Annotated in this window: 13 protein-coding genes; 7 read left to right on the top strand and 6 right to left on the bottom strand. The window is 35.8% G+C overall.

What is annotated here, in order from left to right:
• Positions 1–35: 35 nt before the first annotated feature.
• Positions 36–728, bottom strand: coding sequence for an SAM-dependent methyltransferase (locus ACN5L8_RS00945; protein ID WP_419172036.1), 693 nt, complete (start codon positions 726–728; stop codon positions 36–38).
• A gap of 54 nt (positions 729–782) precedes the next feature.
• On the opposite strand from ACN5L8_RS00945, the gene ACN5L8_RS00940 reads away from it, so the two are divergent.
• Positions 783–1,901, top strand: a complete 1,119-nt coding sequence (locus ACN5L8_RS00940) for a THUMP domain-containing protein (protein ID WP_419172035.1) — start codon at positions 783–785, stop codon at positions 1,899–1,901.
• Here the strand turns inward: ACN5L8_RS00940 and ACN5L8_RS00935 are convergent.
• Both ACN5L8_RS00935 and ACN5L8_RS00930 read right to left on the bottom strand, forming a co-directional pair.
• Positions 1,893–3,095: a peptidase U32 family protein gene (locus ACN5L8_RS00935; protein WP_419172034.1), complete on the bottom strand. Its 1,203-nt coding sequence runs from the start codon at positions 3,093–3,095 to the stop codon at positions 1,893–1,895. The genes ACN5L8_RS00940 and ACN5L8_RS00935 overlap by 9 nt on opposite strands.
• Positions 3,095–4,303, bottom strand: a complete 1,209-nt coding sequence (locus ACN5L8_RS00930) for a U32 family peptidase C-terminal domain-containing protein (protein ID WP_120404743.1) — start codon at positions 4,301–4,303, stop codon at positions 3,095–3,097. The genes ACN5L8_RS00935 and ACN5L8_RS00930 overlap by 1 nt, the downstream gene beginning before the upstream one ends.
• 65 nt (positions 4,304–4,368) lie before the next feature.
• On the opposite strand from ACN5L8_RS00930, the gene ACN5L8_RS00925 reads away from it, so the two are divergent.
• Genes ACN5L8_RS00925 through ACN5L8_RS00915 form a run of 3 tightly spaced genes read left to right on the top strand, consistent with a single transcriptional unit; the run spans position 4,369 to position 8,598 of the window.
• Complete coding sequence (locus ACN5L8_RS00925) at positions 4,369–5,514, top strand: hypothetical protein (RefSeq protein ID WP_419172033.1); 1,146 nt, start codon at positions 4,369–4,371, stop codon at positions 5,512–5,514.
• Positions 5,515–5,523: 9 nt separating this feature from the next.
• Entirely contained in the window at positions 5,524–5,934 is a 411-nt protein-coding gene (locus tag ACN5L8_RS00920) for a cyclic nucleotide-binding domain-containing protein (RefSeq protein WP_115362413.1), read from the top strand.
• An 18-nt stretch (positions 5,935–5,952) separates the two neighbouring features.
• On the top strand, positions 5,953–8,598 hold the full coding sequence (locus tag ACN5L8_RS00915; RefSeq protein WP_419172032.1) for a cation-translocating P-type ATPase: 2,646 nt from the start codon (positions 5,953–5,955) through the stop codon (positions 8,596–8,598).
• Between the two features lie 134 nt (positions 8,599–8,732).
• On the opposite strand, the gene ACN5L8_RS00910 is transcribed toward ACN5L8_RS00915, so the two are convergent.
• Complete coding sequence (locus ACN5L8_RS00910) at positions 8,733–9,716, bottom strand: malate dehydrogenase (RefSeq protein ID WP_419172031.1); 984 nt, start codon at positions 9,714–9,716, stop codon at positions 8,733–8,735.
• 142 nt (positions 9,717–9,858) lie between these two features.
• Here ACN5L8_RS00910 and ACN5L8_RS00905 point away from each other — a divergent pair, with 142 nt between their 5' ends.
• The gene (locus ACN5L8_RS00905; RefSeq protein ID WP_115362407.1) at positions 9,859–10,527 is read left to right on the top strand and encodes a hypothetical protein; all 669 of its coding nucleotides are present in this window, start codon (positions 9,859–9,861) and stop codon (positions 10,525–10,527) included.
• A 100-nt stretch (positions 10,528–10,627) separates the two neighbouring features.
• On the opposite strand, the gene ACN5L8_RS00900 is transcribed toward ACN5L8_RS00905, so the two are convergent.
• Together ACN5L8_RS00900 and ACN5L8_RS00895 are read right to left on the bottom strand one after the other, a co-directional pair.
• Positions 10,628–10,954, bottom strand: a complete 327-nt coding sequence (locus tag ACN5L8_RS00900; protein WP_115362405.1) for a helix-turn-helix domain-containing protein — start codon at positions 10,952–10,954, stop codon at positions 10,628–10,630.
• 173 nt (positions 10,955–11,127) lie between these two features.
• A complete protein-coding gene (locus ACN5L8_RS00895) occupies positions 11,128–12,450 on the bottom strand; it encodes an amidohydrolase family protein (protein WP_419172030.1) in 1,323 nt (440 codons plus the stop codon).
• A 34-nt stretch (positions 12,451–12,484) separates the two neighbouring features.
• On the opposite strand from ACN5L8_RS00895, the gene ACN5L8_RS00890 reads away from it, so the two are divergent.
• Both ACN5L8_RS00890 and ACN5L8_RS00885 read left to right on the top strand, forming a co-directional pair.
• Positions 12,485–13,813 carry an NfeD family protein gene (locus ACN5L8_RS00890; protein ID WP_419172029.1) on the top strand — a complete coding sequence of 443 codons (1,329 nt, stop codon included), beginning with the start codon at positions 12,485–12,487 and terminating at the stop codon, positions 13,811–13,813.
• Positions 13,814–13,821: 8 nt separating this feature from the next.
• Positions 13,822–13,947: a hypothetical protein gene (locus ACN5L8_RS00885; protein ID WP_255509252.1), complete on the top strand. Its 126-nt coding sequence runs from the start codon at positions 13,822–13,824 to the stop codon at positions 13,945–13,947.
• The last annotated feature ends 90 nt before the right edge of the window (positions 13,948–14,037 follow it).

Raw genomic sequence — 14,037 nt, 5'->3', positions numbered from 1 at the left:
GAAAAAACTATCTGATTTGTGCGCGGATTTAACATTTATTTAATGATAAGAATGAACTCTTTCTTTAAGCCGTTCACTTTCTTAAGTAATTTCGATAGCTTACCGTAGAGTAATTCTTCCTCTTCACCGTTAAGCTCCATCCCAATAAAGGCCGTTGTATCCCCAAAGACCTCTAAACTCTCCTCGATTAATCTTGTGAGACGATAGGGAGTATCCATCAAAACTTTAGGCATTTTCACCTTTTTCAGATTAGTTAAATAATTCTTTCGCTCATCAGGTTTACGTGGAGGAAAGCCAGCAAAAGTAAAATTAGAACAATCAATGCCACTTAGAGCAACGGCCAAAGAAATAGAATTACTATGAGGCGTACAAGTAACGCGAATGCCAAGCTCGTGACATTTCTTCACAAGTTTTTGACCTGGATCACAAAAGGCCGGAAGTCCTCCATCACTCATCAGGTATGCGTTCTTTCCATTTTGAATTTGTGAAATAATATCTTGCTCAATATCACGTTGGGTATGTTCATTAAAAAGGATAAAATCTTCTATGAAAGAGCGATCTAAACCAAAGCGAATCCATCGTCTTCGACATGGCTTTAGGTCTTCAATTAAAAAAAGACTATTATCAGCATCATCACAGGCCTTAAGCATTAATGCCTTCGCCTCTGACTCAAGAGGATTAATTTCATCAATCGGTGTTGCAATTAAGTATAGAGTTCCATATTTCATGACTTTTATATAAATCCGATTGGTTATAAACACAAGTTCATGTATATATTTGATATGGATAAAATATATGAAATCTACCTGGTAGTGATACCTGGACTTGAAAAGAGTGCCCTTTTAGAGATTAAGGAGAAGCTTTGTCGAATAGAGGCCTTTCAAGAGATTTCAAATGATGGACTAAGCTTAAAATCAAAGAATCTCTTTATTCTATTAGAGTTTATCCTCGAATTGAGAATTCCAACAAAAGCACTTCTTCGAATCGGTCACTTTATCGCAAGAGACCTTCCAAAATTATATAAGAAATTATCAAAGATTAATTGGAACGATTATATACCAACGAAAGAATTTGAAGTGAAAGTTAGCTCTCATAACTCACGTCTCTTTGATGATCGCAAGATAATAAAGACAGTTAAGGATGCAATTTCTAGCTATCAAACTGCTCAGCCATATAAGAAGAAATACGATGAACTAAACTGGAGTGTCCCAGCGACAATTCACTTAAGGTTTGAAGATGATAATTGTGGCCTATCAATTGATTGTTCAGGTGAAAGACTCGACAAACGAGGCATAAAAACTCTATCGGCAAAAGCACCAATGAGAGAGTCAATTGGGGCAGCTCTTATTAGATATATAAATTCATCTGATGTAAATTATGATGTACTCATCGATCCAATGGCAGGAAGTGGAACAATCATAAGCGAGTTCTTCAGACAAGATCAAAGAAATGAACAAAGAGAATTTAACTTTAGAAACTTTCCTCTTTATCGAAAATTTGCGGCCCAGAAAATAGAGAGGCCACAAGTAACTCCAAGAAAAGCCTTGGCCCGAGACATTGATGGTAAGAACTTAGCGGCAATCAAAGAAAATAATCTCGAATTCATTGAAGATGAATGGTTAACAATAGAGAAAATGGACTTCTTTAAAACAGAATCTCTACCTGAAAATTCGATAATTACCTGCAATCTACCTTATGGAAAAAGAATAAAAACAAAAGAGAAAGATATCCATCTTTTTATCGAGCGGTTTCTCAAAAAAGCAGAATCACTTAATACGAAGGCAGCCTTCTTTGTTATGCCCGAAACATTTAAAATCAATCAAAAGAAATATCAAGTCACAAGAAGTGAGAGAATTAATAATGGTGGTATTTGGGTGCAATTTATTAAGGTTCTATTTTAAGTAGGCCATTGTCTTAACGCTTATACCACTTACATGGGGTATAAGAATTAACTCACCTGTTTTAACGTCCTGAACTTCTTTGCCATTAGTCTGTGTAAGTTTATGAATCTTAGTAAACTTCTCTTTCCCATCTGGAGTAGAAAGTCTAAGTTCATCACCTACTTTTAGAGCAACATCCTCATTTCTCATACCTTTTACAAGAATAGCAATATGAGATTTCTTAACAACATCCACAACTTCACCAATGAAGCCTTGATCCTCACGTTGGACTCTCTTATTCTTAAGCTTTTTAAAAAGTACATCTGATTTATTCACATGAAAGAAGCCACGAGTTGTACTGTTAGGATACTGATTCTTAAATTCCTTTGCTTCTTCCTTATTAAAGCTCTCACAAAGAGATATCGTTTTATCGACAACGGCCTTAGACTCCTGGTCGAGGTGTCTTACGTCAATTCTAATATCATCAACGCCACACTCTTCAATTTCATCTAAGTATTCAAGTAGGTACTGGTCTTTGGTGTTAAACATAAAAGTCCCATGCTGATTTTCAATAATTGGAAAACCTTTATGGGGTGATTCTTCACTAGAGCCAGCGACTTCTATATATTTACCATTATTTTCAAATTCTTCTAAATCTTCATCAGTGTATAAAGGAGAAACAAGATTTCGTGGTGTATAAAATAGTAGGATGCGCCCGAGAACAAGAAGTTCCGTTTTCACCCCCCAACTCTTAATTTCCTGACAAAATTCTTTTACGACATTGCTTGATAATTCAATAGAAAGAATAATCTTTCTTAAACGATCACCAACTAGATTCTTCCAAACTTTTATGGCCTTAATATTGTGATGGCCACCAGTATCAAGTAAAAGATCAATACTTAAGTTCTCATAAGAATTTAGGATAAAATTAATGGCCCCAGGATCTCTTAAACGAATACTCGAAAAACCTAAATCAGCATATTTTTTGAATTGTTCACGATACATCTTAAAACGACTCTCCGTCATAAGAATATCCCACTCTAGAGTGTACTTAACTTTTTGGGCCTTACACTTTTCTATAATCTCAAGCATTTCATCTATTGTTAGCTTTCCAACCTGAGAGAATAGTCGCGTGGCAAGAATAACCTCACTGAATTTACTAGTATCCAGTGATTCAAGTTCATCAATATGTGAAATATATGTAACGGCCTTCATTAATTAGTAACCCTTGCACGTACGAGATTATTAATATCAACCCCATCAACATAAGGGATCTTAAATAAGGCACCAGGGCGAGTGCGATTAAAGTCCTGTCCTGCGAGATTTTTAATGTGATCAATATTTACTTCGACATGTGAATCATTAAACGGAAGAATCTCTAAGGACTCCCCTATTTCAAATGCACTCTTTACATCAACAACGATAAATTCATCTTTTACAACTTGAGCAACTTTTCCAATTGCTCGATATGTCTTCTCTTCGTGTTCACGATCATTATAAATAGAGCTCTCATCAGCTTCTTCAACTAAAGATGCTTGAGTATATGCTCGGTGAGTAACTTTAGTTAGCTCCTCTTCCCATTTTAAAAGGTCTTCACTTAAGAAGTTTCCATGCTCTTTATAGTAAGCAAGTGCCTGAGAGTAGACCATTGAAATGGTACCAGCATACATTGGTGATTTCATACGACCTTCGACTTTCAGAGAGTCGATTCCAGCATCAATAAAGTCTTGAAGAAGTCTAATCCCTTCCAAATCTTTTGAGCTCATAAAATAGCTATTAAGCTCTTTCTTCCCATCATCAATCTTATATTCAAAGCGACAACTATGGGCACAACCTCCACGATTTGAATCACGGCCTTGCGTATAATTTGAGATAACACAATTTCCAGAGTAGGCCATGCACATTGATCCGTGTACGAACATTTCAATTTCAACACCGGCCTCTTCTTTGATCATCTTTGCATCAGCAATTGAGACTTCACGTCCGAGAACAATTCTCGTAACACCAAGCTTCTTCCAAAGCTTAGCACTTTCAACATTTAAGCAACTGGCCTGTGTTGATAAATGAATCTCTAGATTAGTATTTTCTGCGATATAATTAATAACACCAGGATCAGATACGATAACGGCATCAATTTTAACAGCGTCAAGCTCTTGAATAAAATCCAATAGCCCGTCAAAGTCTTTATCGTGAAAGAAAGAATTTAGAACGACATAAACACATGAGCCATGCGCATGAGCAAACTCAACACCTTCTCGGATTTCTTCAATCGTAAAATTATCCGCGGCTTGGCGTAGTCCATATTTCTGCCCGCCTAAGTAGACGGCATCTGCACCATAACTAATGGCGACTTTTAATTTCTCAAGGCTTCCTGCTGGAGCTAAAAGCTCAGGTACCCATCTGGTGTTTTTTGCATCTTTCATAAGGTCTTCTATGTACCAGAAATTACGTATATAATAAAGGCATAGACAAAACTTATATAGATTTTATGAAAAAAGTATTCAACATTTTATTTTATTTGGCCTGTGTTCTAATTATCGCAATTCTAGGAGGGCTAACTTACCATTATTACGAGATGCCTCTTCGCGATGACCCGGCCCCCTATAAGTTAAGTGATTCTGTTTATGGGCCAGATGATATCGCATCAAATACAGATGTTCTTGTAATTGGTGATGATCTGGGCAAGACCTTAAACCCATATATTGGAGAAATCACAACAAAGCTCTCTCAGAAATTGGCCAGGCCTCTAGCTATTTATAATATATCAGCAAAGAACGAAAGTTTGTTTCGTACAATTGAGAAAGTCTCAAAGCTTACTAAGGTTCCTAAAATAATTATATTGGCCACTGGTTTTTCTGAGATGCAAGAAGAACTCTATCCAAAGTCAAACAAAGAATTAAATATTAATAATATTAACTTTAAGATATATCGAAATCTCTATATTCAAAGTTTCATTAAATTATATCCCAATTTATCTAAGTTATTCTATCTTAACGAACATATAAAAGAGCTAGATAAACAAGTAACACCATTAGATTATTCTAAACTAAGCGCTAAGGCCTTTCGCTCAATTTTTGATAAAGAAGTTCTACTCTATCAACATAGGCTAGAGAGCTTCCTTCGAGAACTAAGGAAAAAAGGCGTAAATGTACTAATGGTTTTACCGCCAATTAATATAGAAATAAGTAATCTTAAAGTTTGTGAAGATACGACAAATGATAAAATAGAAAAAGCACTCCAAAAACTTGATAACCTACTAGAGCAAGGTAAAACAAAGGAAGGTCAGTTACTGGTGGAAAGTCTTGATAAGAAGATTGTGGCCAATACAAAATATCATCAGTTAAAACAAGAGCTCTACCGAAAACAAGGTCAGATAACAAAATCTTACGAGCAAGCTCTACTAAAACTCGCCTTTGCGTGTGAAGTGGAATCTTCTCATCCTGTTTTCACTAAAATTTTAGAAAGAACAGCTATTAATCAAAATATTGATATAGTCGACTTTCAACAAATCATAAAAGAAAATTATATGCGTAATCCACTTTTTGTTACTAAGAAGACGCCACAGGATATCTATTATCCAAAACTTGTTAATGAACTTGTTATTAAACTTAAACAACTTACTCAACTACAATAGAGAGGCCTTATGAGACTTACTCACGAAGCAAATAAAATCATCATTAAACAAGGCGATCAGTCAGATACAATCTATCTAGTTGAAGAAGGAGAATTACTTGTTTTTGTTGTAGATGGAAGCAAGGTAAGTCCAGTTGCAACAATAGGTCCAGGAGAAATGATAGGTGAAATGGCGTTCTTTGCTGGAACTCACCGTGCAGCCTACGTTATGACAAAAACACCGACAACTCTTATGGAGATCGACAGTGAAACAATAAAAGATCAAATTCCTGACTGGTTGTTTAAAATGACTAAGAACGTGGTCGATCGTATTCATCACCTCGATAAGGTTATCGCAAAAAGTGGAATAAAAAGAAAGAAAGTCGACTCAGTAAAGCCACTTTCAATTGAAGAACAAAGAAGTATTCTGGATTTAATTTGATTTAGAGGGCCAAAAAATATGACAACATCTAAAAGTTTACCTTATTCTAAAAAATCAATTGAAGACATCCTAAACGAATTAGAAAGTGATATTAAAAGCGGGCTCTCTCAAGAAGAAGTCATAAAGAAGACTTCAAAATATGGCAAAAATATTTTAACGATTAAGCCACCTATCTCAAAACTTACAATCCTAATTCGACAATTAAAAAGTATCATCGTTTTACTTTTAGCACTAGCCTGTGCAACATCATTTTTTATGGGCCATATTGTTGAAGGGCTAACAGTAATAGCAGTTCTAGTTATTAATACTGGACTTGGATTCTTTACAGAGCTTAAGGCAATTCGTTCTATGGAGGCCCTAAAAAACATAGGTGTCACAAAGTGCGCAGTCATAAGAAATGGGAAGGCCTTAAACCTTGATACGAAGGAATTAGTTCCTGGAGATATTGTCATATTTGAAGCAGGAGATGTTGTTGGTGCAGATATTAGAATTATTGAAGCTAATAATATAAATGTGAATGAGTCGATACTTACTGGGGAATCAGCACCAGTAGATAAAACTGCTGAAACACTTTCTAAAGATACAATCATAGCTGAAAGAAGTAATATACTCTACAAAGGTACTTCAATAACAAGAGGCTCAGGAAAGGGTATTGTCATAGCCACGGCAATGATGACTGAAGTTGGACAAATTGCAAAAGCAACTCAACAAGAAAAAGAAGAAGTCACTCCTTTAGAAAAAAGGCTTGATAAACTTGGTGGTCAAATCGTTTGGTTTTCTTTGGCCATTGCTATCTTAATTGCGATTTCCGGTGTTATGGCCGGGAAAAGTTTTATACTCATGTTAGAGACTGCCATTGCGCTAGCAATTGCCACAATCCCAGAGGGGCTACCCATTGTTGCAACTTTGGCCCTTGCAAAGGGCATGTGGAGAATGGCAGAAAATAATGCATTAATTAATAAACTCGCCGCTGTAGAAACTCTAGGTGCAACATCAATCATCTTTACAGACAAGACAGGGACATTAACTGAAAATAGAATGAAAGTAAGGCTTATGAAAGGCCATGGTGATACATATAATTTGGACGATCATCACAATCTTCAAGAAAATACTGAATTAAAGAAATTAATAAAGGTCGGTCTTCTCTGTAATAATTCTAAAATCAATCATGAAAATAGTGACAAAAACATTGGCGATCCTATGGAGATTGCATTACTAAATGCCGCTAATAAGTTTGATATAAGAAGAGATGAAGTATTAAAAACAACACCAGAGCTAAAAGAAGTCCCCTTCGATAGTTCAACTCTTATGATGGCCACTTATCACCAAAATGATAAGCAAATTATAGTGGCCGTAAAAGGGGCTCCAGAGGCCGTAATTGCAGCCTGTACTAATATTGAAACAGATGATGGAGCGCTAGATTTTTCTGATGATTTAAAATTAAAATGGAAGACAGAAAATGATTTATTGGCAGCAGATGGATTGCGAATTCTGGCCTTAGCAACTAAGACAGTCTCCTCTATAAATGAGCCACCATATAAAGGTCTAAGCTTTTTAGGGCTTGTAGGGCTACTTGATCCAGCACGTTCAGACGTAAAAGATGCTATCACAAAATCAAAAGAAGCTGGAATTAGAACGATTATGGTTACTGGAGACCAAGAGGGCACTGCTTTAAAAATTGCAAAAGAAATAGGACTTATTGAAGAAAGTAATAATCTTTCAATTAATGGCAAAGTACTTGGACCTAAAGAAGAATGGAATGAAAGCCTAAGGGATAAAGTTAATCAAACACAAGTATTTAGCCGTGTAAGTCCTGCTCAAAAACTAGACTTAATCGAATATTTTCAAGCTAAGAACGCAGTCGTTGCAATGACAGGCGATGGTGTAAATGATGCACCAGCGCTTAAGAATGCAGATATAGGTATAGCCATGGGACAAAGAGGTACTCAAATCGCAAAAGAGGCTTCTGATATGGTATTGCAAGATGACCGATTTAACACAATAATCTTGGCCATCAAACAGGGACGAATCATATATAGCAATATTCAACGTTTTGTGGTCTATCTGCTTTCTTGTAATATAAGTGAGATCTTAATTGTATCAATTGCATCCTTTATCAATGCTCCTCTTCCCCTACTACCTTTACAAATTCTATTTCTAAATCTTGTCACAGATGTTTTTCCTGCCCTTGCTTTGGGTATGGGTGAAGGCGATCATACCTATCTTGAAGAAAGACCAAGGCCTCGAGATGAACAAATTATAACAAAGAGAAAGTGGGGATTGATATCACTATATGGTGCTATTCTCACAGCATGTGTTCTAACAGGCTTTCTCTATACTTTAAAAACAACAAATGATGACAAGGCCGCACTAACAGTATCATTTTTAAGTTTAGCATTTGGACAGGTCTTTCATGTCTTTAATATGAGGCTTGAAAAATCGAATTTATTTATTAATGAAATTACTAGAAATATTCATGTCTGGGGAGCAGTTGTACTTTGTACGGTCATACTAATGGCCTCTGTCTTCATACCGGGCCTTAGAAGTATTTTAAGCTTGAAATTAATCGATAAACAGAGCTGGCTTATCGTAGGATACTCATCTCTTGCACCGCTTATTATCATTCAAATATTATCAAAATTTAGATTGGGAATTAGAATATAAGAGGGTGCCATGCTCCTTTTGTTTCGCATGTGCTAAATGATCGTTTTATTAAATTTTAAATAACCTGGCAAAAGAAGAATTGAAAAGGTGTGCTCCTTTTATTTAGCATTTGCGAAACAAAAGGAGCATGGCACCTAAACTAGACCTAGTTCTTTTACAGTATTTCTTTCAGTGCGAAGTTCTTCAAGTGTTGCATTGAATTTTTCTTGACCAAATTCATTATGCTCTTGTCCTTCAACAACTTTTAGTTCACCGTTTTCAACACGACATGGGAAAGAGAAGATTAGACCTTCATCAACTCCGTACTCACCTTTTGAAGCAAGACACATAGAGAATGTCTCACCTGCTGGTGTGTCGTGTGTAAGTGCGTAAACACCATTTACACAAGCATTAGCAGCAGAAGCAGCAGATGAAGCACCACGTGCTTTAATAATTGCAGCTCCACGCTTTTGAACAGTTGTGATGAACTCATCTTTTAAGTATGTTTCATCGCCAATAACTTCAGCAGCTGACTTTCCACCAATTTTTGCATTGTAGAAGTCTGGGTATTGAGTTGCTGAGTGGTTCCCCCAGATTGTCATATTTGTAACTTCAGTTACATCAACTCCAGCTTTTTGAGCTAGTTGAGTTTTCGCTCTCTTCTCATCAAGAGTTGTCATAGCAAAGAAACGTGACTTATCAAGCCCTGAAGCTTCCATTGCGATATAACAATTTGTATTACATGGATTACCAACAACAAATAGTTTTGAATCTGGCGCTGCGTGCGCGGCCATAGCTTTTCCAAGTGGACCAAAGATTCCACCATTAACTTTTAATAGATCCGCTCTTTCCATTCCGTCTTTTCTTGGAACAGCACCAATTGCTAGAATCCAGTTAGCATCTTTAAATGCAACTTCCATCTTATCTGTACAAACAATATTCTTTAGTAATGGAAAAGCACAGTCATCTAATTCCATCTTTACACCTTCAAGAGCACCTAGTGCTTGAGGTAGTTCAAGAAGTTGTAATTCAACTTCTGTATCTGGACCAAACATTTGTCCAGAAGCAATTCTAAAAAGAATTGCATAACCAATTTGTCCTGCAGCTCCTGTTACGGCAACTTTAACTCTGTTAGTCATATAAATTCCCCTTTTAAGTTAATAGAGAGTTGTTCGAATTGAAATTGGCCAATTTTAACATAGGAGTTAGACAAGTTGTAGCTTTACTTCGCAATATTAGGGGCTATAATTAAATTTAAATTAATAGAAGAAGGAATCATTAATGGAGCAAGGCAAAAAAGAGGCCAGCAACAATAAGGGTGATGCAAATAAGCCACGTCCTAATAATAAGAGAAGACGCAATAACCGTCGTCGCCCAAATAATAAGCAGCAGGCCAAGGGCGCAAAAGGCCAAGAACAAAAACAAACAAAGTCTCAAGGTCCAAACAAGGGACAAAAAGCGGCCCCTAAGAAAAGTGGAAGTCGCTCAAATAATCGCAACCGTAGAAGGCGCCCTCAGGGACGCAATCGTCGCAGTGGAACAAGTCACTTAAAAGGTGAAGACTTTGTTATTGTGAAGTATTTAAATCTTCTCGAACAACACATCATGGCCAGAAAGAAATATTTTGAAAACTTTGATCGTGTTGGTGAAAAACAAAAAGAAAAACTTGAGAAAAATTTTATCGACACTCAAAAAACTTTCTTAGACTTCAAAGGTAGGCTAAAGCCAGAGGAACTAGAGATATTTGAAAAGAAGTTTGAATCTCTAAAGATGGATACAACTTATGCAAATAATCACGAGCTCCCACTTGGTGAAGTTGCACCTGAAGTAAGTGTTGAAGAAATTGAAGATCCACATTATCTACAAACTCAAATTCAAGCCGACTACTCTGAAGATACTGAAGAATCGATGGGTAGCCTGGAAGATTACAAGGCCTACAAAGGTTTATAATTATAATTTAAATTTAAATTTAAACTAAACATAAAAAAGGGAGCTAATTTAGCTCCCTTTTTCTTTATCAACATTTTTGTCTAAATAACTTAACTATATCTTAGTAAACAAAGTTAGAAGATTGCGCAGCCTCTGTTGTTTCTGTTGTAGCGCCTACTACACCAGAACCATCTTTAAGATAATTATCAAGTGTTTCTTCGTGATCTTTAATAATTGCTGTCTTTAATTCAGCTTCATCAATATCAAGAATTTCACAAACACGACGTAACATCTTTAAAGGAATGTTACATAATGCACGCTCAACGTTTGAAATGAATTGTCCGTTTTTGTAACCTAAAAGGTGAGACAGCTCTGATTGAGAATAGCCTTTTGGGTGTGCTGTTCTCTTGTCTTTAATTAATTTTGCGATGTGACTAAAACTTCTCATGTATTTACTCCTAACTATATATTCAAGCACTTACGATTCATATCTAAATATATTCTAAAGCAACAAAATATTTTTGTAAATACATTTACTAAATTGTTAGTAAAAAAGTTTAATTAATATAACTTTTTTTTGGTTTAACCAAACATCGTTAACTCAATTAATCATATTGCTTGTTATCTACCTGAAATCATGTGAGCGTTGTAATATGTCGATTCAATTAAATCAGAATAAAGTTCACGTAATTTGTTAGGTCTCTTAATCAACTTTTTTAATTTGTCTTCAACTGTTAAGTTGCCGCGGAAGTTTTTGCTTCCAAGTGAAACAAAATTGAGTTTCTTTCCTATTTCAAAGTTCCCACTCTCCTTATCTAACTTAAGTGATTTTGCACCAGCAAGGGTTGCGCGATACAAGGCCTGAGTGTATGAAGCATCACGATGTCCTTTCTTATGATTTTGACAAACAAATGAATTCATCACATCAAGCATTGATAAGAATGGGCCACCACCAATATCACTAGCTAAGGCCCAATGCACTTTATAACGATTGGCCCTTTTATAATCGAAAAGGCCAGAGCCAAGACCTAACTCCTTAATAGGAGCATTACTTGTAGGACAATGTGCAATCATTGTTTGCTTTTGTGATAAGAGCTTTAATTCTTTTGGTGATAAATAGATACCATGGCCCATGATTGTCTTTGGTGTTAATAGACCTACTTTATCGTAAATTTCTGTATACGTTTTTACTTTTTCAAAGCCTTCGATATTTTTATAAATACTAAGAACAAAGTCGATTTCATTTTGTGTTTCACTTAAGTGTGTTTGAATAAATGAGCGATGCTTCTTTGCCGTTTTTGCTCCTGCACTCATTGTCTTAGGATCAGTAGTAATTGCAAAGCGTGGTGTTACGGCATATTTATTTTTATACTTACTTGCAAGCTCTTCTGTTTGAGCAATCGTATCTTCGATTCCCATTGTGAGATACTCAGGCGAGTTCATTGTCATTTGAACATTACCAAGAATATAATCACCTTCAAATTTTTCTAATGCCTCAGATACAGAATGAGAGTGAATAGATCCATAACAAGCACCACCAATTGTTCCATTATTAGCGATCTTCTTAGCGAACTCACGGGCCTTCTTTTTTGCATAAGAAACTTTTTTAAAATTAGCCTCATATGGCCACGTATAATTTTCAAGCCAAGATAATAGGTTTGCTTTTGGCATCGTTCTTACGTCATCTTGTACCCAGTGAAAATGTGTATCATACATACCAGGAATGACATATTGACCAGACTTATCAATAATTTCCACAGACTTTTTTCTTTTAATATATTCATTTAATTTTGACTTGTGGCAGCGATGTACGATTTTATAGTTACCTTTAGCGTTGCGCTTAGCAACAATAGCGTAATCTTCTAAAAATTCACATATTTTATCATTTATAGGATTAAAAAAATGAGCGATAATTACTTTATAAGTAATATTATTTGATGACATGAAATCTCCTTCTAAAATAAGCAGGTCAAGATATATGAGAAATACTATCATTACAAGTTTTGTAACAATCATTACATTTTTATCAATGCACTTTTTTGGTAACGATGCAGTTGCTCAAACAAAAGAATATAAAATCAATAAATTTCTGATAGTAGAAGTAAATGAGGCCATCACTCCGGTGACTCTAAATCATCTAAAGAAAGCACAAGAATCAATAAAGAATGAGCCAGGCACAGCTCTTCTAATAAAAATGAATACACCAGGAGGACTGGTTAGTATTACTAAAGACATTATGCACTTGATCGCCAATAGTGAAAATCTCGTTATCGGATGGATTGGCCCATCCTCAGCATCGGCCACAAGTGCAGGTGCAATTATTTCAAGTAGTATCCCTACTTTATATATGGCCGACGGCACACGAATTGGAGCAGCAACACCAATTTCAGGTTCCTCAGATATTAAAGAGGGAGATATGAAAAACAAGATTATCAACGATCTTGTTGCCCTTGTTAAATCGCAAGCAGATGGAACAGGAAAGAATCCAAAGATTTACACAAAAATGATAACTGAAGCAACTAGCCTTACGGCCCAAGAAGCTTTAGAAGAAAATGCTCACAATGGAATCGTCGATAAAATCCAGGGTGAAGATGGTTTAATCGAACTTATTAACGGCAAAGAATATCAAAAGCATCATGAGAAATATAAAATTAGCGTTGAAAGCAATCACGTTGTTGTAACTTTTGAAAAAACCATCGGACAAAAAGTAATGGCCTTCTTTGCTTCACCCGATATGGCCTATATTCTCTTCTTAATAGGTGCTGCTTTAATTTATCTTGAGTTTCAAGCACCAGGCGGCTTTATTGCAGGAAGTGTTGGTGCTGTTTTAATACTAGTGGCCGGTATTTCTTTTGGAGTTCTATCATTAAATGTTGGAGCACTTCTACTTGTTATCGCTTCATTCGTTCTTTTTATTCTTGAAATTTATATCACCAGTTTTGGTATTCTTACCATAGCGGGAATTGCGAGTTTAATTATTGGCTCACTCTATCTTTTTCAAACAGAAGAGTCTTACTTACAAATATCAGCGACAGTGCTATTTTCTAGCATTGGTGCTATCTTATCCTTTATTGGACTGATTGCTTATATTTTCTATAAGTCACGCAAACGTATATTCTCAGAGCCTGATGATCCTTATTCGGGAAGCACTGTTGCCATCAGTGCAATTGATGGCGATAAGTATTACACTCAATTTAATGGGGAGCTTTGGCAACTGACGGCCAATGGAGATATGTCTCAGCTAAAGGTTGGAGATAAAGTTACCATTATAAAGAAAGATAATGTAAAATTACTAATAAATATATGAGGTTTAATATGAGTCAAAGAAAGTCTTTTCGCCAATTAATAAGCTTAATGATGTCAATGAGTACAAATGATCTGCCAACAAAGAGCGATATTAACTGGGTAAGAAGAGAGATTAGAAAGTTTTTTTGGTTATAAGAAAAAAAACTAAGGGGTATCGTTGAGGGACGATTGATTTTGACAAGGAAGAGAGAGTTTTTGTTAATCACCCCTTAGTTCTTGAATATA

Source organism: Halobacteriovorax sp. (genome assembly GCF_048381875.1).
GTDB classification, from domain to species: domain Bacteria; phylum Bdellovibrionota; class Bacteriovoracia; order Bacteriovoracales; family Bacteriovoracaceae; genus Halobacteriovorax_A; species Halobacteriovorax_A vibrionivorans.
Note: the sequence above shows the minus strand (reverse complement) of the source record. Positions and strands in the feature narration are given on the sequence as shown.

Coding starts and splice junctions, on each gene's coding strand:
- ACN5L8_RS00945 (WP_419172036.1), bottom strand. CDS start 728: ATGAAATATGGAACTCTATACTTAATTGCAACACCGATTGATGAAATT.
- ACN5L8_RS00940 (WP_419172035.1), top strand. CDS start 783: ATGGATAAAATATATGAAATCTACCTGGTAGTGATACCTGGACTTGAA.
- ACN5L8_RS00935 (WP_419172034.1), bottom strand. CDS start 3,095: ATGAAGGCCGTTACATATATTTCACATATTGATGAACTTGAATCACTG.
- ACN5L8_RS00930 (WP_120404743.1), bottom strand. CDS start 4,303: ATGAAAGATGCAAAAAACACCAGATGGGTACCTGAGCTTTTAGCTCCA.
- ACN5L8_RS00925 (WP_419172033.1), top strand. CDS start 4,369: ATGAAAAAAGTATTCAACATTTTATTTTATTTGGCCTGTGTTCTAATT.
- ACN5L8_RS00920 (WP_115362413.1), top strand. CDS start 5,524: ATGAGACTTACTCACGAAGCAAATAAAATCATCATTAAACAAGGCGAT.
- ACN5L8_RS00915 (WP_419172032.1), top strand. CDS start 5,953: ATGACAACATCTAAAAGTTTACCTTATTCTAAAAAATCAATTGAAGAC.
- ACN5L8_RS00910 (WP_419172031.1), bottom strand. CDS start 9,716: ATGACTAACAGAGTTAAAGTTGCCGTAACAGGAGCTGCAGGACAAATT.
- ACN5L8_RS00905 (WP_115362407.1), top strand. CDS start 9,859: ATGGAGCAAGGCAAAAAAGAGGCCAGCAACAATAAGGGTGATGCAAAT.
- ACN5L8_RS00900 (WP_115362405.1), bottom strand. CDS start 10,954: ATGAGAAGTTTTAGTCACATCGCAAAATTAATTAAAGACAAGAGAACA.
- ACN5L8_RS00895 (WP_419172030.1), bottom strand. CDS start 12,450: ATGTCATCAAATAATATTACTTATAAAGTAATTATCGCTCATTTTTTT.
- ACN5L8_RS00890 (WP_419172029.1), top strand. CDS start 12,485: ATGAGAAATACTATCATTACAAGTTTTGTAACAATCATTACATTTTTA.
- ACN5L8_RS00885 (WP_255509252.1), top strand. CDS start 13,822: ATGAGTCAAAGAAAGTCTTTTCGCCAATTAATAAGCTTAATGATGTCA.